Raw genomic sequence first — 24623 nt, forward strand, 5'->3', positions numbered from 1 at the left:
TGCAGGAGTTTGGACTCTTGCACCTGTTTTGTTTTTTTAATCTTATGATAAATTAGTCAATCATAATTTACCTAAACATACTTGACTAAATTTGATTTTATATTATACTGTATTTAGTTATATTATAAATAATGTATGTTGCTGAGATAGGAGGATGTAATCCATGTTTATCGGCAGAGAGCATGAACTTGCGACGCTGAATAAGTTATACGCATCGGACAAGCTTGAATTTGTAGTAATATATGGCCGCCGCCGTGTCGGTAAAACGGCGCTGATCAGCCAGTTTATTGATGACAAGAACGCCATCTATTTTATGGGCGTTGAGAGTAACGCCAAGCAGAATCTTGAAAATTTCAGCAAGAGCATTATGAGCTATCATACCGGCATGGATGCCGAAACCTCCTTCCTGTCCTTTCAGGCGGCTTTGGAATATGTGTTCAAGCTCTCTGAAAAAGAACGGATCATTCTTGCAATCGACGAATACCCTTATGTCGCCCGTTCGTCGAAAAGTCTCGCTTCCACCATTCAGTTTTTGATAGATCAATACAAGGACTCATCCAGACTGATGCTGATCCTTTGCGGTTCGTCGATGTCCTATATGGAAGATCATGTCCTCGCCTACAAAGCGCCTCTTTACGGCAGACGGACAGCGCAGATGAAAATTCTTCCCTTTAACTTTGAAGAGACTTGCCATTATTTCAAAAATTTCACCGATGAAGAGAAAGCCTATGTGTACGGAATCGTAGGTGGAACACCGCAGTATCTGCTTCAGATGAACGACAAACTGAGCATAGAAGACAATATTAAAAACACATTTTTGAATCCAAATTCCGCACTGTTTGAAGAGCCTGAGAATCTGCTTAAGCAGGAGGTGCGGGAACCGGCGCTCTATAATGCGATCATCACGGCGATTGCCACTGGCGCTTCCCGTATGTCGGAGATTTCCGGAAAGGTCGGGGAAAACACAAATATTTGTTCCGTTTATATAAAAAATCTGATTTCCCTCGGTATTATCAAAAAAGAAACGCCATACGGTGAAAAAGCGTCCCGGAAAGCAATTTACACAATTGCGGACAATATGTTCCGCTTTTGGTATCGTTTTGTGCCGGAAAACAATTCGATCATTGCCCGTGGTGCTGCCGGCTTGGCATACAAACGCATCGAGCCGTATCTGTCCGACTATATGGGCAAGGTGTTTGAGGAGATTTGCAGGCAATATCTCTGGAATCTGCTGCTCTTTGGCAAATGTCCGGTGGAGTTTTCTTCTCTCGGCCGCTGGTGGGGCAACGATCCCAAAGAAAAGAGCCGGGCGGAAATCGATATTCTTGCGGAACAGGATAAAAACACAGCTCTTTTCGGTGAGTGCAAATGGACGAATGAGAAAGTCGGTCTTGGTGTTTTAGAAACACTTGTAAAGCGAAGCGAACTCTTTTCCTATCAAAATGTTCACTACTATCTCTTTGCGAAAACAGGTTTTACCAAGGGCTGCACCGATCAGGCAAATGAGATGGGGAACGTGACGCTGGTAAGTTATACGGATATTGTGAGCAAGCTGTAAGGAAAGACTGCCCCATCTTTACAAACATTTAACACTCCCTGCCATACCCGTCTCTTTCCTTCTCTGATATAATAATCTTTGTGTTTCAAAGAGCGGAAGGAAAGGAAGTTTTGTAGACAATCTACAAACCGGCGCAGGAATATGGATAATGAGAATCAGGTAAATAAACAGATCAAAGCAGGCTATGCGGATCTGAGAAGATCCGAGAAACTGGCCGCGGATTATATTCTTGAACATACAGATCAGGTCCCGGAGCTGTCGATCGACCGGCTGGCCGGGAATGCGGGAGTCAGTCAGCCGACGGTGCTCCGGATGCTGAAGTCTCTGGGATTTTCCGGATACAGAGACTTCCGATACCAGCTGGTGGCGGAACTGGCCAAGGCAGAAACAAAGCAGCCCCGGGACCGGGATGACCAACTTATGTACGGATATACACTGAATCCAAACGGGAGGCTCGAAGACATTCCGGCGAACATGGCATCAACTGCTTCTCTGATGATCGAAGAAACATTGAAGAACCTACCTGGGAAGATCTATAAAAAGGCGATAGAGACGCTGAAAAATGCCAGGATGATCGACATTTACAGCGTGGAGAACTCGGAAGTCACAGCGGCGGATCTTCTGACAAAGCTCCTTTATCTGGGGCTCCCCTGCCGGCATTTCAGCGATTGTTATCTCCAGCGGATCTCGGCAGGAAGCCTGGGAGAAGGGGATGTGGCGGTGGGGATCTCCTATTCTGGAGAGTCGAAAGACACCGTGGATGCAATGCGCACGGCGAAGAGAGCCGGAGCAGTTACAATTGTGATCACCAATTTCCGGGACTCCACCATTGGAAAATACGCGGATATCCTGATCTGCACCAGCCAGGATCAATATTTTTACGGTGATGCCATCTTCTCCAGGATGACCCAGCTTTTGATCGTGGATATGCTCTATATGGGGATCATAGCTTCTGACTATGATCATTATGCCTCCCGTCTCAAAAAATGCGAGAAGGTAGTGAGAGAGAAAGCGTACGAAGATATAAAGAAACCGTAGATTTTCTACAATTTTAAATAAGTTAAGCCTCTGTAAAGTTTACATTCCCTTTACAGAGGCTTTATTTTTCCTTGATAGAAAACGGTCAAAGATTCCGGGTATAATTGCTCTGCGGATTTTGAGAACGCACTGCAAAAGACAGATACATATTCCACACAGGATTCAATGTGCGGTATCTAAAATGAAGCATATGGTCAACTGCAGAGATGCAGATTTACATGCTGGCGCAAGATCAAAAAGGAGTGAAGGTATAACATGCTTGAGCTGAAGAATGTGAAGAAAAGTTATGACGGGACAGTCGTGCTGAAAGATATCAATCTTAATATTGAAGACGGGGAGATCGTTTCGATCCTCGGGCCCTCGGGATGCGGCAAGACGACGCTGCTGAACATGATCCTGGGAATTGTGGACGCGGACGGCGGCCGGATCATTTTCAACGGGGAAGATATTACAGATGTACCTATGGAAAAAAGAGGGTTTAATATCGTGTTTCAGGATTACGCTCTGTTCCCGAATCTGAATGTGTATCAGAACATTACATACGGTCTGAGGAACAAACCGGAAATCTCTTCAAAGGAAGAAGTGGAAGAGCTGATCAGTCTTCTGGGCCTTGAAGAACATTTAAACAAGCGGATCGGACAGCTTTCCGGCGGGCAGAAGCAGAGAGTGGCTCTGGCAAGAACCATGGTGATGAAGCCGAAGATCTTGTTGCTGGATGAGCCTTTGAGCGCTCTGGATGGAGTGATCAAGGAATCCATCAAAGACCGGATCAAGACCATCGCTCAGGAGTATAATCTGACGACCATCATTGTGACCCACGATCCGGAGGAAGCGCTGACGCTTTCAGACCGGGTTATGATCATCAATGAAGGAGTGATCGCTCAGTACGGAAAACCGGAAGAGATCATCCAGAGGCCGGAAAACGGGTTTGTCAGGAAATTTATCTTAAATCAGCTTGAGATCAAGAGGAACAATATCTACACGCTGTTTGCGGGACAGCTCCGGGAACAGGCACAGGTGTGCTGAAGGGGTGGAAGTCATGAGAAAGAACAGAGAGATCAAGCTTATTTTTACGCTGCTGGCCGTATTTTTCCTGGGCTTCCTGGCGGTGCCCATGATCAGCGTGCTGGTGAGATCTTTTACCGGGGACGGGAGCAGCGTTTCGCTCAGCCACTATGTGGAAGTGCTTACCGGGAGGGGATTTTTGCAGGCTCTGGGGAACAGTCTTCTGATCTCTGTCTGCAGTGCTCTGATCACCACGGTCCTGGCATTTATCCTGGCGTATACAATTCATTATACAAATCTGGGGAAACGATATAAATGGTTCATCAGCAAGGCGGCGATCCTGCCCATGCTGCTTCCCACCATTACCTATGGGTTCGCGATCATTTATTCGTTTGGAAAGCAGGGACTTCTGACCCGGCTCTTCGGACGGCAGCTTTTTGACATTTACGGATTCAACGGACTTTTACTGGGATATGTGGTGTATACGCTGCCTGTAGCGTTCACGTTGATTAACAATGCTATGGGCTATATCGACAAGCGGTTTATGATTGTATCCAGGCTGATGGGAGATTCTCCTTTCCAGACGTTTCGGATGACCATCGCCATCCCGCTGATGGGAACTCTGGCGACGGCGTTTATCCAGACCTTCTTCCTCTGTTTCACAGACTTCGGGATCCCGGCTTCCGTGGGAGGACAGTTTGAAGTGATCGCCAGTGTGCTGTATACAGAGATGCTGGGAAGCGTGCCGAATTTCGGAAACGGCGCGGTTGTGGCTCTGGTCATGATCATCCCGTCGGTGGTCAGCATTACAGTGCTGCATATTCTGGAGAAATACAATGTGCGCTATAACCGGATCTCACCCATCGAGCTGAAGAAGGGTGTGAAGAGGGATGCGGCTTTCGGGATGCTGAGCGGGGTGATCCTGATCTGCACATTGAGCATGTTTCTGGTCATGTTTATCGTGCCCTTTATCGAGGAATGGCCTTACCGGATGAATTTTACGCTGGAACATGTGCAGGCGGTGTTTGAGGACAGCCAGCTGTTCGGCGTGTATATCAATTCGCTGATGGTGGCAGCGCTGACAGCGTTGGCCGGGACACTTTTATCCTACGGAGGAGCGCTGGTGACGGCCAGGAGCACGGTCAGCGGGAAACTGAAGAAGGTGATCGACAGCATCGCTCTGGTGACAAACACGATCCCCGGCATGGTCATCGGTCTTGCCTATCTGTTCGTATTTACCGGGACGCCGCTGCAGAATACATTTCCGCTCATCATCATGTGCAACATCGTGCATTTCTTTTCCACGCCGTACCTGATGATGAAGAATTCACTGTCCAAGATGAACGCGTCCTGGGAGACTACAGCCATGCTCATGGGCGATAACTGGCTTAAGACCATTGCCAGGGTGGTGACGCCCAACGCGCTGTCCACTTTGCTGGAAGTGTTCAGCTACTATTTTGTGAATGCCATGGTAACGGTGAGCGCTGTGATCTTTATCGCCGGCGCCCGGACGATGGTCATCACCACCAAGATCAAGGAATTACAGTATTTCAATGAATTTAATGAGATCTTTGTCCTGTCGCTTCTGATCTTATTTACCAATCTGATCGCCAGGACACTGTTTCAGAAACTGGCCGCGAAGAGCAGAAAGAACACTGCGAAGGTGTATCGGTTTTCAGCGAAAAAAGCGGCGTAAAAGAAGAAAGGAGACAAGGAAAATTATGAAAAAGGTGAGAAAAATGAATTTCAAGAGGGCGGCAGCATTTACACTGGCAGCAGCAGTAACGGTCACAGGTTTTGGTCTGACCGGCTGCGGAGGGGGATCTTCCGACGACCAGATCATCATCTATTCCAACGCAGATGAAGAGGCGATCACGGCCATGGAGAACGCGCTGGACAACAACGGATATGAAGGGAAATATATGTTCCAGACATTTGGAACGTCCGAGCTGGGCGGCAAGCTGCTGGCAGAAGGCAAGGACATTGAGGCGGATATGGTCACCATGAGTACTTTCTATGTAGAGAGCGCTCAGGAGCAGAATACGATGTTCATGGATCTGGATTTTGATGTGGATACGATCGATGAGTTCGAGGCATACTGCGCGCCGATCACTTCTCAGGAAGGAACCATCATCGTGAACACGGAGATGATGGAAGAAAATGATCTGCCCATGCCGGAGTCACTGGAAGACCTGGCAGATCCGGTATACAAGGGATTCATTTCTGTGACGGATATTTCCGCTTCCTCCACAGCATGGCTGCTGGTGCAGGCTCTGATCTCCGAGTACGGGGAAGATGGAGCGAAGGAAGTACTGACAGGGATCTATGAGAATGTAGGGGATCATCTGGAGGATTCCGGATCTGCTCCGCTTAAGAAGGTGCGCGCCGGTGAGGTTGCCATCGGGTTCGGACTGAGGCAGCAGGCAGTGGCTGACAAGGAAGAAGGGCTTCCCATCGACTATATCGATCCGGCAGAGGGCAATTTCAGCCTGACAGAGTCTGTAGCCATCATTGACAAGGGCGATGACACCAATCCGCTGGCCATGGAGATGGCACAGTGCATCATCGAGAACGGAAGAGAGGAGCTTCAGTCCTACTATCCGAATGCTCTGTACAACGGTGAGACGACAGATGCAGCGAACAAGTCCGAGAATCCCAAGGTATTCCCGGAGAAACTGACTGTTGACCTTCTGGAGCAGCATCAGGCTCTGTCCGAGGAGTGCAAGGAAGCGGCAGGACTGTAAAAGACCGGAAGATTTTAAGAGGAAAGATTTTCAGAGAAAAGAGAAACAGACAGGAAAAGAGGATGAATCATGAGATCATATAAACTTCTGACACCGGGGCCGCTGACCACTACGGAGACGGTGAAGAAAGAGATGATGTTCGACCACTGTACATGGGACGACGACTACAAACAGATCACCCAGGAGATCCGGAAAGGCCTCCTGGAACTGGCCCATGTGACTCCGGACGAGTACACGGCGGTCCTGATGCAGGGCAGCGGGACATTCGGGGTGGAATCTGTGCTGACCAGCGTCATCGGGACGGCGGATGAGCTTCTGATCTGCGCCAACGGGGCATACGGAGAGCGGATGGTGGATATTGCGGACCATGCGGGGATTACCAGGCACGTGTACAGCGAACATTATGATCAGGTGCCCAATGCGCACAGGATCGGGGAAATGCTGGACGCGGATCCTGCCATCACCCATGTGGCGATGGTCCACAGTGAGACAACTTCCGGCATCCTCAATGATATTGAAGCAGTGGGCAGGGTTGTGAAGGAAAAAGGAAGAGTGTTTATCGTGGATGCCATGAGCAGCTTCGGCGGTGTGGACATCCCGGTAAAGGACTGGGGCATTGATTTTCTTGTGAGCAGCGCAAACAAATGCATCCAGGGCGTTCCCGGATTCTCCTTCGTCATCGCCAGAAAGGATCTGCTTGAGGCCAGCAAGGGGAAGGCAAGGAGCCTGTCACTGGACCTGTATGATCAGTGGAAGACCATGGAGGCCGACGGGAAATGGCGGTTTACTTCCCCCACCCACGTGGTGCTGGCGTTTGCCCGGGCCATGAAGGAACTTGCCATGGAAGGCGGCATTGAGGCCAGGAACCGCCGCTATACGGAAAATAACCGGCTGCTTATCGAGAAGATGGGGGAGATGGGGATCCGCCCGTATATTGACAGCACCCATCAGGGGCCGATCATTACGACGTTTTTCTATCCCGAGGACCGGCATTTTACATTCGCTCAGATGTATGAGTACATCAAGGAGAGGGGATATGCGATTTATCCGGGCAAGGTGACGGAGGCTGATACGTTCCGTATCGGAAATATCGGGGAGATCTACAGCGAAGACATTGAGAAGGTATGCGGGATCATGAAAGAATTTCTGGAGGAGTACAATCATGAAGAAAATTAAAGCGGTGATCTTTGACTGGGCCGGGACAACGGTAGACTTTGGATGTATGGCTCCCGTTCAGGCATTTCTGGAGGTGTTCAGACAGTACGGTGTCGAGCCCACCATGGAGGAAGTGCGGGAACCTATGGGGATGCTGAAGATCGATCATATCCGCACCATGCTGAAAATGCCCAGGATCAGGGAATGCTGGGAAAAGCAGCACGGGACTGAGCCGGGAGAAGAGGAGGCACAGCAGCTCTACAGCATTTTCGAGGAAAAGCTTCTGAGTATTCTTTCCTTCTATTCCGATCCGAAGCCGGGGGTTGTAGAGGCTGTGGCCAAACTCAGGAGGAGCGGTCTGAAGATCGGATCCACGACCGGATATACAGATAAGATGATGGAAATCGTCGTTCCTGCCGCGGCCGGGAAGGGATACGCGCCGGATGTCTGGTTCAGTCCGGACTCCACCGGGCAGAAAGGGCGGCCGTACCCGTACATGATCTTCCGTAATATGGAAGCCCTTGGGATCAAAAAAGTAAACAGGGTGCTGAAAGTCGGAGATACGGTCTCTGATATCAAAGAAGGAAGAAACGCCGGAGTCTGGTCTGCGGGGATCGTAGTGGGAAGTTCTGAGATGGGACTGACTCTGGAAGAGTACGAGGCTCTGTCTCCGGAAGAGAGAGCGGAAAAATGTGATGAGACAGCCCAGAAATTTCTTGACGCCGGAGCTGACAAAGTATTTTATACGATCGAGGATCTGACAGAATATCTCCTCGGATAAGCAGAAAATAAGACGAAAAAGGCCCGGACCGGAAAGAAAAGAATCGGTGCCGATTTTACATGAAGGACGCCATATCAGCGGGAAAATGCCGAAAAAGCCCGCAGATACGGCGTTTTTTATTTTACATAGATTTAACATACTGATGATTTTACATTTTACATTGCTTCTATATGATGGATAGCGTCGACGGACGAAAGACGTCGCCGGGATGTGGCGGAAAGTAAAAACAGTAAACATACATCCTGATACATAGAAAGATAGTCTGAAACCAAAAAGGAGATTATGAGACAATGAAAATGAAAAAGTTTATCGCAGTATTGGCAACTGTAAGTATGGTAGCAGCATTGGCAGTCGGATGTGGCGGCGGAAACGATGATACATCAGCAGAAGGCGACGCGGCGTCAACAGAAGAAGGCGGATCAGGCGAGTGGGACAGCACACAGACGATCTCTGTAGTATCCCGTGAGGAAGGATCCGGTACAAGAGGAGCTTTCACAGAGCTGTTCGGAGTGGTAGATGAAGATGACAATGATATGACGACACTGGACGCTCAGGTTACAAATAACACATCTGTCATGATGACCACAGTTTCCGAGAATGAATATGCTATCGGTTACATCTCACTGGGATCTCTTGACGAGTCTCTTGTAAAAGCGCTCAAGATCGACGGAGCAGAGGCTACAGCTGAGAACATCGAAAACGGTTCTTATAAAGTGTCCAGACCGTTCAACGTAGCAGTAAAGAAAGGTGCTGACAACCCGGTAGCAACAGATTTCATGAGCTTCATCATGAGCACAGAAGGACAGGAAGTTGTATCCGCAGAAGGTTATATCCCGGTAGCTGATGTTACGGCTTATTCAGGAAGTGCTCCGGAAGGAAGCTGCGTGGTAGGAGGATCTTCTTCTGTATCACCGCTGATGGAGAAACTGATCGAGGCTTATGCAGAGGTGAACCCGAACGCTGATATTGAACTGCAGACAACAGACTCTACAACAGGTATGACATCTGCGATCGAAGGAAGCTATGATATTGGTATGGCATCCAGAGAGCTGAAAGAGGAAGAGGCTGCAGAGCTTGACGGAACCGTGATCGCAACAGACGGTATCGCAGTAATCGTAAACCTGAACAACCCGACAGAAGATATGACAGTTGACCAGGTGAAATCCATCTATGTGGGCGATGTCACCACATGGGACGCAATCTAAGGTCTGAGGTTCAGGGATAAACGATAATTACAGATAGAGACAGATAGAGCTTGAATTGAAAGGCTTTCCGCTTTAAGTTCATGAGCCGGGCAGATGTAAGGTATGTCTTCCCGGCTCATTTGGAGGGAAAAATGAAATCAAAAGCATGGACTGAGAAATTCATGCAGGGAGTATTTTTTGTCGCCGCGTGCGCGTCGGTGCTGGCGGTGATCCTCATTTGTGTATTCCTGTTCGCAAATGGGATCCCTGCAATGAGAGAGATAGGATTTGTAAAATTTATCACAGGAGAGATCTGGCGTCCGGGCAGTGACCAGTTCGGGATCCTCCCGATGATCGTGGGAAGTCTCTATGTGACTGCGGGAGCGATCATTTTCGGAGTGCCGATCGGAATCCTGACTTCTGTATTCATGGCAATGTACTGCCCGAAACGGATCTATAAGCCGCTGAAGGCGGCTACCGAGCTTCTTGCCGGGATACCTTCGGTCATATACGGCTTTTTCGGGATCGTGGTGGTAGTTCCGATCATCCGGGATTTTGGACAGACACTCCGGTCCGCGGGGATCGTAAAGACCGCGGGAGACGGAAACAGTATCCTGACCGCGTCTCTGATCCTGGGTATGATGATCCTGCCCACCATCATCGGGACAACAGAGAGCGCCATGCGCGCCGTTCCTGCCCATTATTATGAAGGCTCACTGGCCCTTGGCGCGACGAAGGAGAGAAGTATCTTCCGGGTCATCATTCCGGCAGCAAAATCCGGTGTGATCGCGGGGATCGTGCTTGGGATCGGCCGTGCCATCGGCGAGACCATGGCGGTTATTATGATCGTCGGAAATCAGGCCCGTCTTACCGGAAGCATCCTCCAGGGGATCCGTACCCTCACCGGTAATATCGTAATTGAGATGGGATATGCCACCGGTCTCCACCGGGAAGCGCTGATCGCGACAGGTGTGGTACTGTTTGTATTTATCCTGATCATAAATTTCAGCGTAGCATTATTGAAGAGGGGGGCAGATCATGAGTAATAAGACAACAATCGGCGACAAGTTCAGGACATATCTGAAACATCCGGGTTCATTTATCGTGATGCTGCTCGTGATGCTGGCGGCGATCATCACATTCGCGGTGCTGATTTTCCTGATCGCGTATATTTTGGTCAACGGGCTGCCTCATATCAAGCCATCGCTCTTCTCCTGGGAATATACCTCTGAGAACGCATCGGTGGTGCCCGCGTTGATCAATACAATCATTATGACATTTTTATCCCTGCTGATCGCGGTGCCCTTCGGGATCTTTTCGGCGATCTTCCTTGTGGAATACGCGGGGAGGGGAAATAAATTTGTAGAGGTTATCCGTCTGACGACAGAGACACTCTCCGGTATCCCGTCTATCGTGTACGGACTTTTCGGAATGCTGTTCTTCGTCAATGCCCTGGGGTGGGGATTCTCCCTTCTGGCAGGTGCGTTTACACTGGCGATCATGATCTTACCGCTGATCATGAGGACAACAGAAGAGGCCTTAAAAGCGGTTCCGGACTCCTACCGGGAAGGCAGTTTCGGACTGGGCGCCGGCAAGCTGCGGACCGTGTTCCGTATCGTACTTCCGTCAGCCATTCCCGGCGTCCTGGCAGGCGTGATCCTGGCGATCGGCCGTATCGTCGGAGAGACTGCCGCTCTGATGTACACATCAGGAACCGTGGCTCAGATCCCGGATAGCATCATGGGATCCGGACGTACACTGGCACTGCATATGTATAACCTGTCCAGCGAGGGACTTTACATGGACCAGGCGTATGCGACTGCGGTCATCCTTCTAGTTCTGGTAGTAGGGATCAACGCGCTGTCAAGCGTGATCGCAAGAAAACTTACAAAAGCATAAATGTGACGAAACTGTGAAAGGGGACACCGTAAAGTTGAATTGGGGACGTAGTCAAATTCAATTTTACTACGTCCCGGAATAGAAGAGGTAGAAGAAATGTCAAAGATTAGTATCAAGAATCTTGATTTATATTATGGGGATTTTAAAGCCCTCAAGGATGTAAATCTCGAGATCGAAGCGAATAAGATCACTGCGTTTATCGGGCCATCCGGCTGTGGTAAATCGACTCTTTTAAAGTCTATCAACCGCATGAACGACCTGGTAGAGGGATGCCGCATTGAAGGGGAGATCCTCCTGGACGGGCAGAATATTTTTAAAGGTATGGATGTGAATATGCTTAGGAAACGTGTGGGTATGGTATTCCAGAAACCCAATCCGTTCCCGATGAGCATTTATGACAATATCGCGTTCGGACCGCGAACCCACGGAGTCCATTCTAAGGCGAAGCTGGATGACATTGTGGAGAAGTCCCTGCGGAACGCCGCCATCTGGGATGAATGCAAAGACCGTCTGAAAACCAGTGCTCTGGGTATGTCAGGCGGGCAGCAACAGAGACTCTGTATTGCCAGAGCACTGGCAGTGGAGCCGGAAGTCCTGCTCATGGATGAGCCGACTTCAGCGCTGGATCCCATCTCCACGTCTAAGATCGAAGACCTTGCGATGGAGTTGAAAAAAGACTATACTATTGTCATGGTAACTCATAATATGCAGCAGGCAGTGCGTGTTTCGGACAATACAGCCTTCTTCCTGCTGGGAGAAGTTGTAGAATACAATGACACGGAAAAATTATTCTCAATACCGGCAGATAAAAGAACAGAAGACTATATCACAGGGAGGTTTGGTTAAATTATGCGGAACAGATTTGATATGCAGCTTCATCTTCTGGATGAGCAGCTTACACATATGGGAGAACTCTGTGAGACGGCCATCGCGAAAGCGACACAGGCCCTCAAGGAAGGCAGTATTGAGCAGGCAAAGATCGTCATCCGGGAAGATGAGGAGATCGATCAGTGCGAGAAAGATATTGAGAGACTGTGCTTAAAGCTTCTTCTCCAGCAGCAGCCGGTGGCAAAAGATCTGAGAAGGATTTCGGCGGCTCTTAAGATGATCACGGACATGGAGCGTATCGGTGATCAGACGGCTGATATCGCGGAGATCATTATTTCCTCTAAAGGGGTGGCAGCTACGGATGAGATCCATGTGATCGGAACCATGGCTTCGGAGGTCAGCAAAATGGTGCGTAACAGTGTGACCGCCTATGTAAACCGGGATCTGGAGCTTGCCCGTGACGTGATGAAGGCAGACGATGCCATTGATCAGTATTTTGATGAAGTCCGGGATGAGATGATCGAGTTTATTAAGGAAGAGAAAGGCAAGAATGGAAGCAGGATTTTTGATCTGATCATGGTTACAAAATATCTTGAGCGTATCGGTGACCATGCTACAAATATTGCGGAGTGGGTAGAGTTTTCTATTACAGGTGTGCATAAAGACAGCGCGATCGTGCACGAGGATTAGCGAGAGGTTCAGCAGTGTCCGCGGGACTGTGCGGCAGAAACAACGGAGTCCCGGTACCGGGCCGGCTGAAGGAGAATAGAGTAAGGAGAATCAAATAAGATGATCTATTGTGTGGAAGACGACGACAACATTCGAGAACTTGTGATATATACACTGGAGACCACCGGGCTTAAGGCCAGGGGATTTGCGGACGGCGCTGCTTTTATGGAGGCGCTCGCATTTGACACGCCGGAACTGATCCTGCTGGATATCATGCTCCCTGGTGACGATGGTCTTGAATTGCTCAAAAAGTTGAAATCATCTTCTAAGACAAAGGATATCCCGGTAATCATGGTAACGGCCAAGGGCTCGGAATATGACAAAGTCGTAGGTCTGGATTCCGGGGCGGATGACTATGTGACCAAGCCGTTCGGGATGATGGAGCTGGTCTCCAGGATCAAGGCTGTCTTAAGGCGCAGCGGCAAGGCGGAAGACAGGATGGATATGGAGACAGCAGGCGTTCATGTAAATGTGAAAAAACATGAGGTTACTGTAGACGGAAAAGAGATCACACTTACGCTGAAAGAGTTTGAGCTGCTGGAGAAACTGATGCGTAATCAGGGGATCGTCCTTACAAGAGATCAGCTCCTGACAGAGATATGGGGCTATGATTTTGACGGTGAGACCAGAACGGTGGATGTTCATATCAGAACACTGCGGCAGAAACTGGGAGCAAAAGGTGATATCATCCAGACGGTCCGGGGCGTAGGGTACCGCATGGGCGGAGCAGCCTGATAAGTCCGGAGCCGGAAACAGGAAAGAAAAGAAACGAGTACAGGATATTCGGGCATGAAAAAGACAGAGTTGAAAAAACCCAAAAGTATGAAATGGAAGATACAGAAGAGCATGATGGCTATCCTTGCGGTGACATTTGTGCTCTTCTATGTCATTTTGTCACTTCTCCTCTACAGCCGCAATCTGTCTGTTCTGCAGACGGAGCTGAAGCAGGAAGCAAGATATATCCAGACGGCTATCAATATATCCGGAGCAGAATATTTAAAGCAGATGGACGAAGTGGATATAGAGACAAGAGTGACACAGATCGCAGAAGACGGAGAGGTACTGTACGATTCCAGGCGGGACACAGACAGTCTGGAAAATCATAGTGGACGAAGAGAGGTTATAAGTGCCCTGGAGAATGGATCGGGAGAGGATATACGGAGGTCTGTCACAGTGGGACAGGATATGTATTATTATGCTCTTTTGCTGAATGACGGTACGGTCCTGCGGGTGGCCAGGTCCATGGACAATCTGGTCAGTACTGCAGTTGCCCTGCTCCCGGTGATGGGTTCTCTGGCGATTCTGTTAGTCCTGCTGGCCATGCTCCTTGCGGCATGGCAGACAAGACGGCTGATCAAACCCATCAATGCGCTGGATCTGGAACATCCCCTGGAGAATGAGGTGTATGAGGAACTGAATCCTCTGCTGACGGCTATGGACAGACAGAATAAAGAAAAAGAAGCTGTAGCAAATATGAGGAAAGAATTTTCCGCCAATGTATCTCATGAACTGAAGACGCCACTTACTTCTATTTCCGGATATGCGGAGATCATGAAGAACGGGATGGTCCGTCCGTCAGATATCCCGGTGTTTTCTGAGCGTATCTATAAAGAGGCCCGGAGGCTGATCACTTTAGTGGAAGATATTATTAAACTGTCCAAACTGGATGAAGAGTCGGTGGAAGTAGAGAAAGAAAACGTCGACCTGTTCGATCTGACCCGGGAGATTATCAGCAGGCTTTCACCGCAGGCCGCTCAGAAGAATATTTATATGGAACTGACCGGGGAACCGGTGACATATTTCGGTATCCGCCAGATCCTTGATGAAATGATCTATAATGTATGTGAAAACGCAGTGAAATACAACAATGACTACGGACGGGTTTCCGTCTGGGTCGGAAATACGCTGGAAGGCCCCAAGGTGAGCGTGTCTGACACAGGGATCGGAATTCCCAAAGAACATCATGAACGTATTTTTGAGCGCTTTTACAGGGTCGACAAGAGCCACTCAAAAGAGAGAGGCGGAACAGGTCTGGGATTGTCTATCGTAAAACACGGAGCTTTGCTCCACGGAGCAAAGGTCAGTGTGGACAGTGCTCCGGGACGCGGGACCAAGATTGGGATTCAGTTTCCTAAGAATTCTTCCTCTTCGGATAATACTGAGAAAGAGTTAAAAGAAATTGACGGATAAGTGGAAATCCGCTACAATAACAACTGTGTTTAAGGAGGACATAGATATGGCAAATCCAGTGGTAACATTTGAAATGGAAAACGGGGATATTATGAAAGCGGAGCTCTATCCGGAGATTGCCCCGAACACAGTAAGGAACTTTATTTCTCTGGTCAATAAAGGATTTTATGACGGGCTGATCTTTCACCGGGTCATCCGGGGGTTTATGATCCAGGGCGGGTGTCCAGACGGAACTGGCATGGGAGGCCCGGGATATACGATTAAAGGGGAGTTCGCTCAGAACGGTTTTGTGAACGACCTTGCCCACGATCCGGGCGTGCTTTCCATGGCCCGCGCCATGCATCCTGATTCTGCGGGAAGCCAGTTTTTCATCATGCATGAAAAATCGCCTCATCTGGACGGAGCATACGCTGCGTTCGGCAGGATTACAGAAGGTATGGATGTGGTAAACCGGATTGCGGAGACGCCTACAGATTATGGCGATCGTCCGCTTGAGCCACAGGTGATGAAAAAAGTTACGGTTGAGCTGTTCGGCGAAGAGTATCCTGAGCCGGAGACAGTATAAAAAGATAAAAAAGGACAGACCCCAGTTTGCGGGCTCTGTCTTTTTTTAATGGGGGCCGTGTACCTTTTAAAAAGTGCCTGTCCCCTTTTAAAAGGTACACGGCCCCGTTCACAGAATTTTCACAAAACCTGATACTCCATAATGTAATCATCCATGATAAATCCTCCTCCGATATCTGCTTCCTGAGTGTCAATGGTCTGAAACCCCAGATGGCGGTAAATACCGAGAGAATTGTTGTTATGTTTATTGCAGGTGAGCCAGACTGCGGAATATCCCCGCTCCCGGCAGAGATCTGTCAGGAAATCAAATACACGGGTGGCCAGATGACGCCCCCGGTGGTCCTTCCTTATGTACAGTTTGCTCAGGAACAGTCTGCCGTCTTCACCCGGATGGATCCCGGTGTAGCCGCAGAACTCCCCGCTGTCAAAGATCTGGTAGTATTCATACCCGTCGTCCAGCTGTTTTTTTAAGGCAGGATAGGACTGAAATTTTTCCACCATGTAGTCCACCTGATCTTTCCCGATAATGGGAGTGAAGTGTTCATTCCAGATGATACGGGCCAGATCAGCGATCTGACGGATCTGTTCATCCGTATCAGCTTTTTTTATCATCAATACTGTATCCATAGTAATACTTTACCTCCTGTCAGAAGTGAAAATCTGTTTTTGAAAACAACAAGATAAGTATATCATGTTTTTGCTGTCGGAGAAAGAACGGAAAACAGGTTGTTAGCACTCTGATAAAAAGAGTGCTAATTTTCTATTGACTTTTAAATCCTGCTGTACTAGAATATTTTTTAAGCGAAAGGAGTGTTCTATATGGCAGTAAAAAAAGGGAACTTATCTATTGACAGTGAGAATATATTTCCGATTATAAAGAAATGGGTATATTCTGATCATGATATTTTTGTGCGTGAATTGATTTCCAACGGGTGCGATGCGATCACAAAGCTGAAAAAGCTGGATATAATGGGAGAATATGAGCTTCCGGACGGATATAAACCGAAGATCGAAGTGATCGTCAACCCGGAAGAAAAGACGATGAAATTTATCGACAACGGACTTGGCATGACTGCGGAGGAAGTAGAGGAGTATATTACGCAGATTGCTTTTTCCGGAGCAACTCAGTTCCTTGAGAAATACAAAGACAAGACGACTGAGGATGATATGATCGGCCACTTCGGGCTGGGATTCTATTCAGCGTTTATGGTGGCGGATGAAGTTCAGATCGACACCCTCTCCTACAAAGAGGGGGCGATTCCGGTGCACTGGGCCAGCCAGGGCGGAACAGAGTATGAGATGCAGGATGGCAGCAAGACAACGGTTGGAACAGAGATCACGCTGTTCCTGAATGAGGACAGTCTTGCGTTCGCCAATGAATACCGGGCAAGGGAAGTGCTGGAGAAATACTGTTCTTTCATGCCTGTAGAGATCTTCCTTTCCAGGGCGAATGCAGAGCCGGAGTATGAAACGATCGATGAAGGGGAACTGCTGGATACAGATAAAGTGGTGGAACACATCACCGAAGAGCCGAAAGAAGGAGAAGAGGGAGAGCCGAAGAAGAAAGCTAAGATTGTGAAACGTCCGGTTTCCATCAGCGATACTCATCCGCTGTGGGGAAAGAATCCAAGCGAGTGCACCAGGGAAGAGTATATTGAATTTTACCGCAAGGTATTTATGGATTATAAGGAGCCTCTGTTCTGGATCCATCTGAACATGGACTATCCGTTTAACCTGAAAGGGATCCTGTATTTCCCGAAGATCAATACCGAATATGAGTCGATCGAGGGGACCATCAAGCTGTACAACAATCAGGTATTTATCGCGGACAATATCAAAGAAGTGATCCCGGAGTTCCTGATGGTATTAAAGGGTGTCATCGACTGCCCGGACCTGCCCCTGAACGTATCAAGAAGCGCCCTTCAGAATGATGGATTTGTCAATAAAGTGGCGGATTATATATCCAAGAAAGTGGCGGACAAACTGACGGGGATGTTCAAGACAGACCGGGAGAATTATGAAAAATACTGGGATGATATCAGTCCGTTTATCAAGTTCGGCTGCCTGAAAGATGAGAAATTCGGCGAGAAGATGAAAGATTCCATGATTTACAAAAATCTGGACCATAAATACCTGACGCTGGAAGATCTTCTGAAGGAGAGCGGAAACGAAGCGGAAGAAACCTCAGAAAAAGATGGAGACACTGAGGCGGAAAATGCAGATACAACGCCGGAAAACACAGAGGAAAAAGAAGAGCAGACGTCCGGCGAAGAAGAAAAGGAAAAGACCCGTATCTATTATGTGACGGATGAAGTCCAGCAGAGCCAGTATGTGAATATGTTTAAGGCGCAGGGACAGGACGCGGTTATCCTGACACATAATATTGACTCTGCTTTTGTGACCTATCTGGAGCAGAAACATCCTGACATCCAGTTCCTGCGCATTGACGCAGATGTCCATGAGTCTCTGAAGGATGAAGTCGCGGAGGAAGAGAAAGAGTCTTTCCAGAAGACGACGGACAGCCTTGTGGCTATCTTCCGTAAAGAACTGGGGAATGACAAGCTTGATGTGAAGGTAGAGAAGCTTAAGGACGACAATGTAGCTGCCATGGCAGTCCTGTCCGAACAGAACAGAAGGATGGAAGAGATGATGAAGATGTACGGCATGAGCGGTATGGATCCTTCCATGTTCGGCAGTCAGGCGACTTTGGTGCTCAATGCAAATCATCCGCTTGTACAATTCCTGGTGGAGCATAAGCGGAGCAAAAATGTGCCGATCATCTGTAAACAGCTGTATGACCTGGCGATGCTGGCACATAAACCTCTGAGTCCGGAGGAGATGACTGCGTTTGTGCAGCGGAGCAATGAGATCATGATGCTTTTAACAAAATGATAATGCCATGAATCCTGGCGCAGGGCGGCGGAAACGCGGCCCTGCGTTTTGCGTATTCCATAGATCGATTACCGGTTCAATGTTTTTCAAATCATTAGTGATCAAAAATTAACAATAATTAATGAAATAATAGCAATTCCTTAAAGAGTACTCTATATAATTTAAGACAGGGGTTGTGAAGATATAAATTTTAAACAAAAGATAATGGGAGTTCTTTGGAATGCGAAAGAGGAAAAGAAAATATAACATAAACGGTATCATACTGTGTGCGCTGGTATTTTTTGCGATCGGCTCCACCATTTTCTGTATGGCGGCAGAAAGTAAGGAGGCTGAAGGAAAACAGGCCGCTGCAGAGAGGGCAAAAGCGGAAAAAGAAGCAAAAACCGCTGCAGAGGCAGAGCAGGCAGTAAAACGGATGAAAGAGTTTTCAGTGCAGCCGGGTGTACCGGTGGGGACAGAGGAACCGACAGAGGGAGAGAAGATCGTATATCTCACATTTGACGACGGACCGTCTGAAAATACGCGGAAGATCCTGGATATACTGGAAGAATATGACGCAAAGGCGACATTTTTTATCACAGGTTCCAATGAGGCATACCGCCCTCTGATTAAAAAGGCCTATGACGCAGGGCATACGATCGGACTGCATACCTATACTCATGACTATGCGGAAGTATATTCTTCTGAGGAAGCCTATTTCAGCGATCTGGAACAGATTGGAAAGGTGGCCAGGGAGCAGATCGGATATGTCCCGTGTTTTATCCGATTTCCGGGAGGGTCCTCGAATGAGGTCTCGCAGAAATACAGCCAGGGACTTATGTCGAAACTTGCTGCTGATGTCCAGGAAAAAGGATATCAGTATTATGACTGGAATATAGACAGCGGCGATGGGGCGGGATGCAAAAAAGATGAGATCGTGGCACGATCGGCCACTGACAGATACAGCCATGCAGTAATACTTTTTCATGATTCTGCTGCAAAGGATGAGACGGTAGAGGCACTGCCGGAGGTGATGGAATATTATAAGGGACAGGGATATGAATTCCGTGCCATTGACAGGGAGAGTTTTGTGCCCCATCATAATATTTAATCTGATCGGTATTGGTGAGCAGGCAGCGGAGCTCCGGATATATACAGCATCAGGAAGAACAAAGGACGCAGATACAGATTAAAGTAAGTAACTGTTCAGACCGTGCCAATCGCGGAAAATAATGCTTTATCGACTTATACCTCTTTCTGTGCTATGATTATGAAGGCATAAACATAGCACAGAAAGGGGTATTTTCTATGGGAAATACGTCTGAGAATAAAGAAAACAAGGCAGCCGGGCAGCGGCAGAGACGACTCAACGTCGGCATCCTCGCCCATGTAGATGCGGGAAAGACCACTCTTTCCGAGGGAATGCTCTATCTGAGCGGCAGACTGAGAAACATGGGGCGTGTGGATCACGGGAATGCATTTCTTGATACATATGAACTGGAGCGGGAGCGGGGGATCACCATTTTTTCCAAACAGGCTGTGATTTCCTGGAACGATACAGAAATCACCCTTCTTGATACTCCGGGGCACGTAGATTTTTCGGCGGAGATGGAGCGGGTCCTTCAGGTGCTGGACTGTGCAGTGCTTGTGATCAGCGCGGCAGACGGAGTGCAGAGCCATACAGTCACATTGTGGCGCCTGCTGAAGCGCTATGGAGTTCCGGTCTTTCTTTTTGTAAATAAAATGGACCGGGAAGACGCAGATCAGGAGCGGATCTTGGCGGAGCTTAAGGAAAGACTCAGTGAGAACTGTGTGGACATGAGCGGGCTTATCTGCCGTGCGGCAGAAGATGGGGAAGGCCCGTCTGTCAGAGCGGAGAGTTCCGGAACGGCCGGGACAGAGCAGGAGCTGCCTGCAGAGACCCGAAAGGAACATCTGGAAAATCTTGCGGCCTGTGATGAACGGATGATGGAGGAATATTTCGAGAACGGGACCATCAGCCGGGAAGCCGTAAGAGGAGCAGTTGCCGCAAGAAACGTTTTCCCCTGCTGGTTTGGATCAGCTCTGAAGGCCAGGGGGATTACCGGACTTCTGGACGGCCTGACAGAGTATGTGCCGGTTCCTTTGTATCCGGCAGAGTTCGGGGCCAAAGTGTACAAGATTTCCAGAGACGGACAGGGGGAAAGACTGACCTGGCTGAAAGTGACGGGAGGACGTCTGCGTGTAAAAGAGACTCTGCCCGGGATCGAGGGAAAAGTAAATCAGATCAGGATCTATTCGGGAGAGAAATACCAGATGTTTCCCGAGGTGGAGGCAGGAAGAGTCTGCGTGGTCACCGGTCTGGAAGGAACCAGTCCGGGACAGGGGATTGGCGTGGAGAAGGCATCCGGGATTCCTGTTCTGGAGCCGGTCCTTACTTATTGTGTAGAATTGCCGCAAGGCTGTGATGCTCATGTGATGCTGCAGAATCTTCGCCAGCTGGAAGAAGAGGAGCCAGAACTTCATGTGGAGTGGGAAGAGGAGCTGGCTGAGATCCATATCCAGCTTATGGGCGAAGTACAGACGGAAGTACTGCAGCGCCTTGTAAAAGAGCGTTTTGGAGTTCTCATCGAGTTTGGCGAGGGGAATATCGTATATAAGGAAACCATAGAAGCTCCGACTGAGGGAGCAGGACATTTTGAACCACTCCGCCACTATGCGGAAGTCCATCTTCTTCTGGAACCGGGCGAACGCGGCTCCGGCATGCAGTTCGCTGCGGACTGCAGAGAAGACGTATTGGATCGGAACTGGCAGAGGCTGATCCTTACCCATCTGGAAGAGCGGGACCATAAAGGCGCGCTGACCGGGTCCACGGTGACGGATTTGAAGATCACGTTGCTGAGTGGACGGGCTCATCAAAAGCATACCGAAGGCGGCGATTTCCGTCAGGCGGCGTACCGCGCGGTGCGGCAGGGACTGCGTAAAGCGAAAGGAGTCCTGCTGGAGCCATATTACGAATTCCGGATGGAACTGCCACTGGAGTCCGTGGGGCGGGCCATGACAGATGTTCAGAAGATGTGCGGACAATTCCGTGGGCCGGAGACCGAGAACGGGCTGGCTGTACTGACCGGTCAGGCGCCGGTGTCTGAGATGCGGGGATATCAGAAAGAATTTGCGGCGTATACCGGCGGTTTTGGCAGAATGTTCTGTACTTTGAAAGGATATGATGTATGTCATAATCCGGAGGAAGTCATTGCCAGGATCAACTATGATGCGGACGCGGATGTGGAAAATACTGCAGATTCTGTATTCTGCGCGCATGGAGCGGGTTTTATCGTACCGTGGTATGAAGCGGATGAATATATGCATGTGGAAAGCGGAAGGAAAGAAGAGATGTCCGGAACGGGAGAGAAGGAGTATTTACAATTCCGGCCTGCCAGAAAGACGATCCAACTTACACAGGAGGAACTGGATGCGATCTATGTGCGCACCCCGGATCCGGTAAAACAAAAAATACAAAACAGTCCGGTAACTGTATACGCGAAAACAGAGAGCAAGACGGAGGCGGACAGAGACGGAAAATGGAAGTCAGACGAGAGGCAAAAAGAGAAGAAAAAGGAAGAGTTTCTGCTGGTAGACGGATACAATATCATTTTTGCCTGGGAAGAACTGCGCAGACTGTCAGAGATCGACATAGCAGCGGCGAGGGGAAAACTGGCGGACATTCTTTGTAATTATCAGGGCTGTAAAAAGTGTGCGGTGATCCTTGTATTTGATGCATATAAAGTAGAGGGCGGGACAGGAGAGACGATAAAATATCACAATATTTATATTGTATATACGAAAGAAGCAGAAACCGCGGATCAGTATATCGAAAAGACAGTCCGGAAAATATCCAGACATAAAGACGTTACCGTTGCCACTTCCGACGCGTTGGAGCAGATCATTATCCTTGGACATGGGGCCAGGCGGATGTCCGCGGCGGGGCTGAAAGACGAAGTAGAAACGGCCCTGAAGGAACTGAGAGGAGAGTATCTTGGCCGGGGGAACAATCTTAAGAATTATCTTTTTGACTATCTCGAAGAGGAAGATGCCAGAAAAATGGAACAGGTACGGCTGGGGGAGGATAACTGGACTGTATAAAAATATATTAACTGGACATTTTAAAATGACCAGTACGGTGCTACCATACCTGTATTGAACAGGAAAAGAGGCAGCATACTATGAAAAACAGAAAAGAAAATATTATTAAACTTGCTCAGACAGCGCTAATGGCAGCTCTTTGTTTTGTATCATTTACATTTTTGCAGATCAAGATCCCCATGCCGGGCGGTGATGCCACTTCGCTGCACATTGGCAACGCCTTCTGCGTACTTGGCGCACTGATCCTCGGAGGATGGTATGGCGGACTTGCCGGCGCGGTGGGGATGACGATGGCAGATATCCTGGATCCGGTTTATATTACAGGGGCACCAAAGACATTTGTACTAAAATTGTGTATTGGATTGATCGTGGGATTTGTGGCTCACCGTATTGCCAGGATCAATGAGAGCACGGATAAAAAATATATTTTTCGGTGGAGTACGGTCGCCTCTGTGGCAGGGCTGGGGTTTAATGTGGTCGCAGATCCTCTGGCGGGCTATTTTTACAAACAGTATGTTCTGGGACAACCGCAGCAGATGGCGGAGGTTCTGGCCAAATGGAGTGCTGCGACGACATTTGTCAATGCAGTGGTGTCTGTTATTCTTGTGGGGATTCTGTATAACGCGCTCAGGCCGGTTCTTTTAAGGGCAGGGATGATACGACCGGCAAAGGTGAAAACAATACAGGCAGGCTGCTCAACAAAAAATACAATTTTTTTACTTTTGTGATGACTTTTTGCCTCATTTAATGGTATTATTTAATGGAGTGTTATAATATTATTTTACGATGATGAGAGCGAGGTATGAAAATGAACTGTATTAAGTGTTATCAGGAGATCCCGGAAGGGTCCAGGTTCTGCCCGCACTGCGGGGCACAGCAGCCGGATCCTCAGAATTCCGGCTCAGAATCTGTGAATATGGAGCCACAGCCGGATGTTAATATCGGACCGGAAGCAGGCGCGCAGACTGCTCAGGAAAATCCATACCAGGAAAATTCATATCAGGAAGGGCAGAATGATAGTTCTCCCTATCAGAATCAGTCATATTATGGCGGGTATCAGAACAATAATTCGTCCTATCAGACACCGCCGTCCTATCAGACGGGCGGGCAGCAGCCGTCGGTCAACTGGGTGCCATATCTGGTATTGTCCATTATTTCAACTGTCTGCTGCTGCATACCGTTTGGTATTGTGGCGATCGTATATGCCGTTAAGATCAACAGCGCTGTGACAGCAGGAGATATAGAAGAGGCAAACAGAGCTGCGAGAACAGCGAAAATATGGATTATCCTTGCGTTTGTGATCGGTCTGATCGTGAATATTCTTCTGTTTATGCTATATGGAAGGCTTATATATGAATTCGGCGGAGACTGGTACTATTATTATTAATTCGTAAAATCGCAGAAAGAACGTAGGACTACATGATTCAAATCATTCAAAAAAGCAGAAAAATCCGGATCATGCTTGTAGTATGCGCAGGGGCAGTGGCAGCTGCAGGGGCGGTGTATCTATACTTTCATAACCCGTACAGTTATCCGCTGCCCTGTCTTTTTTATCTGGTGACAGGTCTGTACTGTCCGGGGTGTGGTGCCGGGCGGGCCTGTTATTCCATTCTGCATGGACGTTTTCTGGATGCATTCTGTTATAATCCGCTTATGACCTTGCTGCTTCCATTGATCGGGATTTACATCGCTGCGCGTACGACAGATTGGGCTATTACCGGAGGAAATCATATTGACAGGCTGATTAGTGTAAAACTTCTTCTAGGAGTGCTGATAGCTGTACTTGTATATGGCATCCTCAGGAACATTCCTGTATTTCCATTCACATTGCTGGCACCGGGCGGATTTGCGCAGATTTTGTGAAAATTCTGTGAACGGGGCCGTGTACCTTTTAAAAGGTACCTGTCCCCTTTTGAAGAAGTTGTATCAATTTTCAATAAAATGGAGGAAATTTA

22 protein-coding genes are annotated in these 24623 nt (G+C 48.6%); 21 read left to right on the forward strand and 1 reads right to left on the reverse strand.

What is annotated here, in order from left to right:
* The first annotated feature begins 163 nt into the window (after positions 1 to 163).
* The 15 genes from BQ7367_RS06840 to BQ7367_RS06910 all read left to right on the forward strand — a co-directional run bounded on the left by BQ7367_RS06840 (position 164) and on the right by BQ7367_RS06910 (position 15676).
* Positions 164 to 1558, forward strand: a complete 1395-nt coding sequence (locus tag BQ7367_RS06840; RefSeq protein WP_072524762.1) for an ATP-binding protein — start codon at positions 164 to 166, stop codon at positions 1556 to 1558.
* 141 nt (positions 1559 to 1699) lie between these two features.
* Positions 1700 to 2596, forward strand: a complete 897-nt coding sequence (locus BQ7367_RS06845) for a MurR/RpiR family transcriptional regulator (protein ID WP_072524763.1) — start codon at positions 1700 to 1702, stop codon at positions 2594 to 2596.
* 255 nt (positions 2597 to 2851) lie between these two features.
* Positions 2852 to 3622 (forward strand): ABC transporter ATP-binding protein, encoded by a 771-nt coding sequence (locus BQ7367_RS06850; RefSeq protein ID WP_072524764.1) that lies wholly within the window; start codon positions 2852 to 2854, stop codon positions 3620 to 3622.
* 13 nt (positions 3623 to 3635) lie between these two features.
* The gene (locus BQ7367_RS06855; protein ID WP_072524765.1) at positions 3636 to 5297 is read left to right on the forward strand and encodes an ABC transporter permease subunit; all 1662 of its coding nucleotides are present in this window, start codon (positions 3636 to 3638) and stop codon (positions 5295 to 5297) included.
* 25 nt (positions 5298 to 5322) lie between these two features.
* The gene (locus tag BQ7367_RS06860) at positions 5323 to 6345 is read left to right on the forward strand and encodes an extracellular solute-binding protein (RefSeq protein ID WP_235837564.1); all 1023 of its coding nucleotides are present in this window, start codon (positions 5323 to 5325) and stop codon (positions 6343 to 6345) included.
* A 69-nt stretch (positions 6346 to 6414) separates the two neighbouring features.
* Positions 6415 to 7521: a 2-aminoethylphosphonate--pyruvate transaminase gene (locus tag BQ7367_RS06865; protein WP_072524766.1), complete on the forward strand. Its 1107-nt coding sequence runs from the start codon at positions 6415 to 6417 to the stop codon at positions 7519 to 7521.
* Complete coding sequence (phnX, locus tag BQ7367_RS06870) at positions 7508 to 8281, forward strand: phosphonoacetaldehyde hydrolase (RefSeq protein ID WP_200786712.1); 774 nt, start codon at positions 7508 to 7510, stop codon at positions 8279 to 8281. The genes BQ7367_RS06865 and phnX overlap by 14 nt, the downstream gene beginning before the upstream one ends.
* A gap of 290 nt (positions 8282 to 8571) precedes the next feature.
* A complete protein-coding gene (locus tag BQ7367_RS06875) occupies positions 8572 to 9486 on the forward strand; it encodes a substrate-binding domain-containing protein (RefSeq protein ID WP_072524768.1) in 915 nt (304 codons plus the stop codon).
* A gap of 131 nt (positions 9487 to 9617) precedes the next feature.
* Entirely contained in the window at positions 9618 to 10511 is an 894-nt protein-coding gene (pstC, locus tag BQ7367_RS06880; RefSeq protein WP_072524769.1) for a phosphate ABC transporter permease subunit PstC, read from the forward strand.
* Entirely contained in the window at positions 10504 to 11364 is an 861-nt protein-coding gene (pstA, locus tag BQ7367_RS06885; RefSeq protein ID WP_072524770.1) for a phosphate ABC transporter permease PstA, read from the forward strand. Before pstC ends, pstA begins: the two co-directional genes overlap by 8 nt.
* 96 nt (positions 11365 to 11460) lie before the next feature.
* Positions 11461 to 12210 (forward strand): phosphate ABC transporter ATP-binding protein PstB, encoded by a 750-nt coding sequence (gene pstB / locus BQ7367_RS06890; RefSeq protein WP_072524771.1) that lies wholly within the window; start codon positions 11461 to 11463, stop codon positions 12208 to 12210.
* A gap of 3 nt (positions 12211 to 12213) precedes the next feature.
* Positions 12214 to 12882 (forward strand): phosphate signaling complex protein PhoU, encoded by a 669-nt coding sequence (gene phoU / locus BQ7367_RS06895; RefSeq protein WP_072524772.1) that lies wholly within the window; start codon positions 12214 to 12216, stop codon positions 12880 to 12882.
* A 99-nt stretch (positions 12883 to 12981) separates the two neighbouring features.
* Complete coding sequence (locus BQ7367_RS06900; RefSeq protein WP_072524773.1) at positions 12982 to 13656, forward strand: winged helix-turn-helix domain-containing protein; 675 nt, start codon at positions 12982 to 12984, stop codon at positions 13654 to 13656.
* Positions 13657 to 13710: 54 nt separating this feature from the next.
* Positions 13711 to 15111 (forward strand): sensor histidine kinase, encoded by a 1401-nt coding sequence (locus tag BQ7367_RS06905; protein WP_442855366.1) that lies wholly within the window; start codon positions 13711 to 13713, stop codon positions 15109 to 15111.
* A gap of 46 nt (positions 15112 to 15157) precedes the next feature.
* Entirely contained in the window at positions 15158 to 15676 is a 519-nt protein-coding gene (locus BQ7367_RS06910; protein ID WP_072524774.1) for a peptidylprolyl isomerase, read from the forward strand.
* A 119-nt stretch (positions 15677 to 15795) separates the two neighbouring features.
* Here the strand turns inward: BQ7367_RS06910 and BQ7367_RS06915 are convergent, their stop codons facing one another.
* Positions 15796 to 16302 (reverse strand): GNAT family N-acetyltransferase, encoded by a 507-nt coding sequence (locus tag BQ7367_RS06915; protein ID WP_072524775.1) that lies wholly within the window; start codon positions 16300 to 16302, stop codon positions 15796 to 15798.
* Positions 16303 to 16494: 192 nt separating this feature from the next.
* Here BQ7367_RS06915 and htpG point away from each other — a divergent pair, with 192 nt between their 5' ends.
* From htpG to BQ7367_RS06945, 6 genes are all read left to right on the forward strand, one after another.
* A complete protein-coding gene (gene htpG, locus BQ7367_RS06920) occupies positions 16495 to 18567 on the forward strand; it encodes a molecular chaperone HtpG (RefSeq protein WP_072524776.1) in 2073 nt (690 codons plus the stop codon).
* A gap of 220 nt (positions 18568 to 18787) precedes the next feature.
* Positions 18788 to 19657 (forward strand): polysaccharide deacetylase family protein, encoded by an 870-nt coding sequence (locus tag BQ7367_RS06925; RefSeq protein WP_235837565.1) that lies wholly within the window; start codon positions 18788 to 18790, stop codon positions 19655 to 19657.
* A gap of 197 nt (positions 19658 to 19854) precedes the next feature.
* Positions 19855 to 22668: a translation factor GTPase family protein gene (locus BQ7367_RS06930; protein WP_072524777.1), complete on the forward strand. Its 2814-nt coding sequence runs from the start codon at positions 19855 to 19857 to the stop codon at positions 22666 to 22668.
* A gap of 80 nt (positions 22669 to 22748) precedes the next feature.
* Positions 22749 to 23396, forward strand: a complete 648-nt coding sequence (locus BQ7367_RS06935; RefSeq protein WP_072524778.1) for an ECF transporter S component — start codon at positions 22749 to 22751, stop codon at positions 23394 to 23396.
* 80 nt (positions 23397 to 23476) lie between these two features.
* The gene (locus tag BQ7367_RS06940; protein WP_072526124.1) at positions 23477 to 24055 is read left to right on the forward strand and encodes a CD225/dispanin family protein; all 579 of its coding nucleotides are present in this window, start codon (positions 23477 to 23479) and stop codon (positions 24053 to 24055) included.
* Between the two features lie 71 nt (positions 24056 to 24126).
* Complete coding sequence (locus BQ7367_RS06945; protein WP_235837566.1) at positions 24127 to 24531, forward strand: DUF2752 domain-containing protein; 405 nt, start codon at positions 24127 to 24129, stop codon at positions 24529 to 24531.
* Positions 24532 to 24623: the final 92 nt, after the last annotated feature.

Source organism: Clostridium sp. Marseille-P3244, from assembly GCF_900120155.1.
Taxonomy (GTDB): domain Bacteria; phylum Bacillota; class Clostridia; order Lachnospirales; family Lachnospiraceae; genus Mediterraneibacter.

Excerpts from the sequence above, each read along its gene's own strand:
- BQ7367_RS06840 (WP_072524762.1), top strand. The coding sequence starts at position 164 with ATGTTTATCGGCAGAGAGCATGAACTTGCGACGCTGAATAAGTTATAC.
- BQ7367_RS06845 (WP_072524763.1), top strand. The coding sequence starts at position 1,700 with ATGGATAATGAGAATCAGGTAAATAAACAGATCAAAGCAGGCTATGCG.
- BQ7367_RS06850 (WP_072524764.1), top strand. The coding sequence starts at position 2,852 with ATGCTTGAGCTGAAGAATGTGAAGAAAAGTTATGACGGGACAGTCGTG.
- BQ7367_RS06855 (WP_072524765.1), top strand. The coding sequence starts at position 3,636 with ATGAGAAAGAACAGAGAGATCAAGCTTATTTTTACGCTGCTGGCCGTA.
- BQ7367_RS06860 (WP_235837564.1), top strand. The coding sequence starts at position 5,323 with ATGAAAAAGGTGAGAAAAATGAATTTCAAGAGGGCGGCAGCATTTACA.
- BQ7367_RS06865 (WP_072524766.1), top strand. The coding sequence starts at position 6,415 with ATGAGATCATATAAACTTCTGACACCGGGGCCGCTGACCACTACGGAG.
- phnX (WP_200786712.1), top strand. The coding sequence starts at position 7,508 with ATGAAGAAAATTAAAGCGGTGATCTTTGACTGGGCCGGGACAACGGTA.
- BQ7367_RS06875 (WP_072524768.1), top strand. The coding sequence starts at position 8,572 with ATGAAAATGAAAAAGTTTATCGCAGTATTGGCAACTGTAAGTATGGTA.
- pstC (WP_072524769.1), top strand. The coding sequence starts at position 9,618 with ATGAAATCAAAAGCATGGACTGAGAAATTCATGCAGGGAGTATTTTTT.
- pstA (WP_072524770.1), top strand. The coding sequence starts at position 10,504 with ATGAGTAATAAGACAACAATCGGCGACAAGTTCAGGACATATCTGAAA.
- pstB (WP_072524771.1), top strand. The coding sequence starts at position 11,461 with ATGTCAAAGATTAGTATCAAGAATCTTGATTTATATTATGGGGATTTT.
- phoU (WP_072524772.1), top strand. The coding sequence starts at position 12,214 with ATGCGGAACAGATTTGATATGCAGCTTCATCTTCTGGATGAGCAGCTT.
- BQ7367_RS06900 (WP_072524773.1), top strand. The coding sequence starts at position 12,982 with ATGATCTATTGTGTGGAAGACGACGACAACATTCGAGAACTTGTGATA.
- BQ7367_RS06905 (WP_442855366.1), top strand. The coding sequence starts at position 13,711 with ATGAAAAAGACAGAGTTGAAAAAACCCAAAAGTATGAAATGGAAGATA.
- BQ7367_RS06910 (WP_072524774.1), top strand. The coding sequence starts at position 15,158 with ATGGCAAATCCAGTGGTAACATTTGAAATGGAAAACGGGGATATTATG.
- BQ7367_RS06915 (WP_072524775.1), bottom strand. The coding sequence starts at position 16,302 with ATGGATACAGTATTGATGATAAAAAAAGCTGATACGGATGAACAGATC.
- htpG (WP_072524776.1), top strand. The coding sequence starts at position 16,495 with ATGGCAGTAAAAAAAGGGAACTTATCTATTGACAGTGAGAATATATTT.
- BQ7367_RS06925 (WP_235837565.1), top strand. The coding sequence starts at position 18,788 with ATGCGAAAGAGGAAAAGAAAATATAACATAAACGGTATCATACTGTGT.
- BQ7367_RS06930 (WP_072524777.1), top strand. The coding sequence starts at position 19,855 with ATGGGAAATACGTCTGAGAATAAAGAAAACAAGGCAGCCGGGCAGCGG.
- BQ7367_RS06935 (WP_072524778.1), top strand. The coding sequence starts at position 22,749 with ATGAAAAACAGAAAAGAAAATATTATTAAACTTGCTCAGACAGCGCTA.
- BQ7367_RS06940 (WP_072526124.1), top strand. The coding sequence starts at position 23,477 with ATGAACTGTATTAAGTGTTATCAGGAGATCCCGGAAGGGTCCAGGTTC.
- BQ7367_RS06945 (WP_235837566.1), top strand. The coding sequence starts at position 24,127 with ATGCTTGTAGTATGCGCAGGGGCAGTGGCAGCTGCAGGGGCGGTGTAT.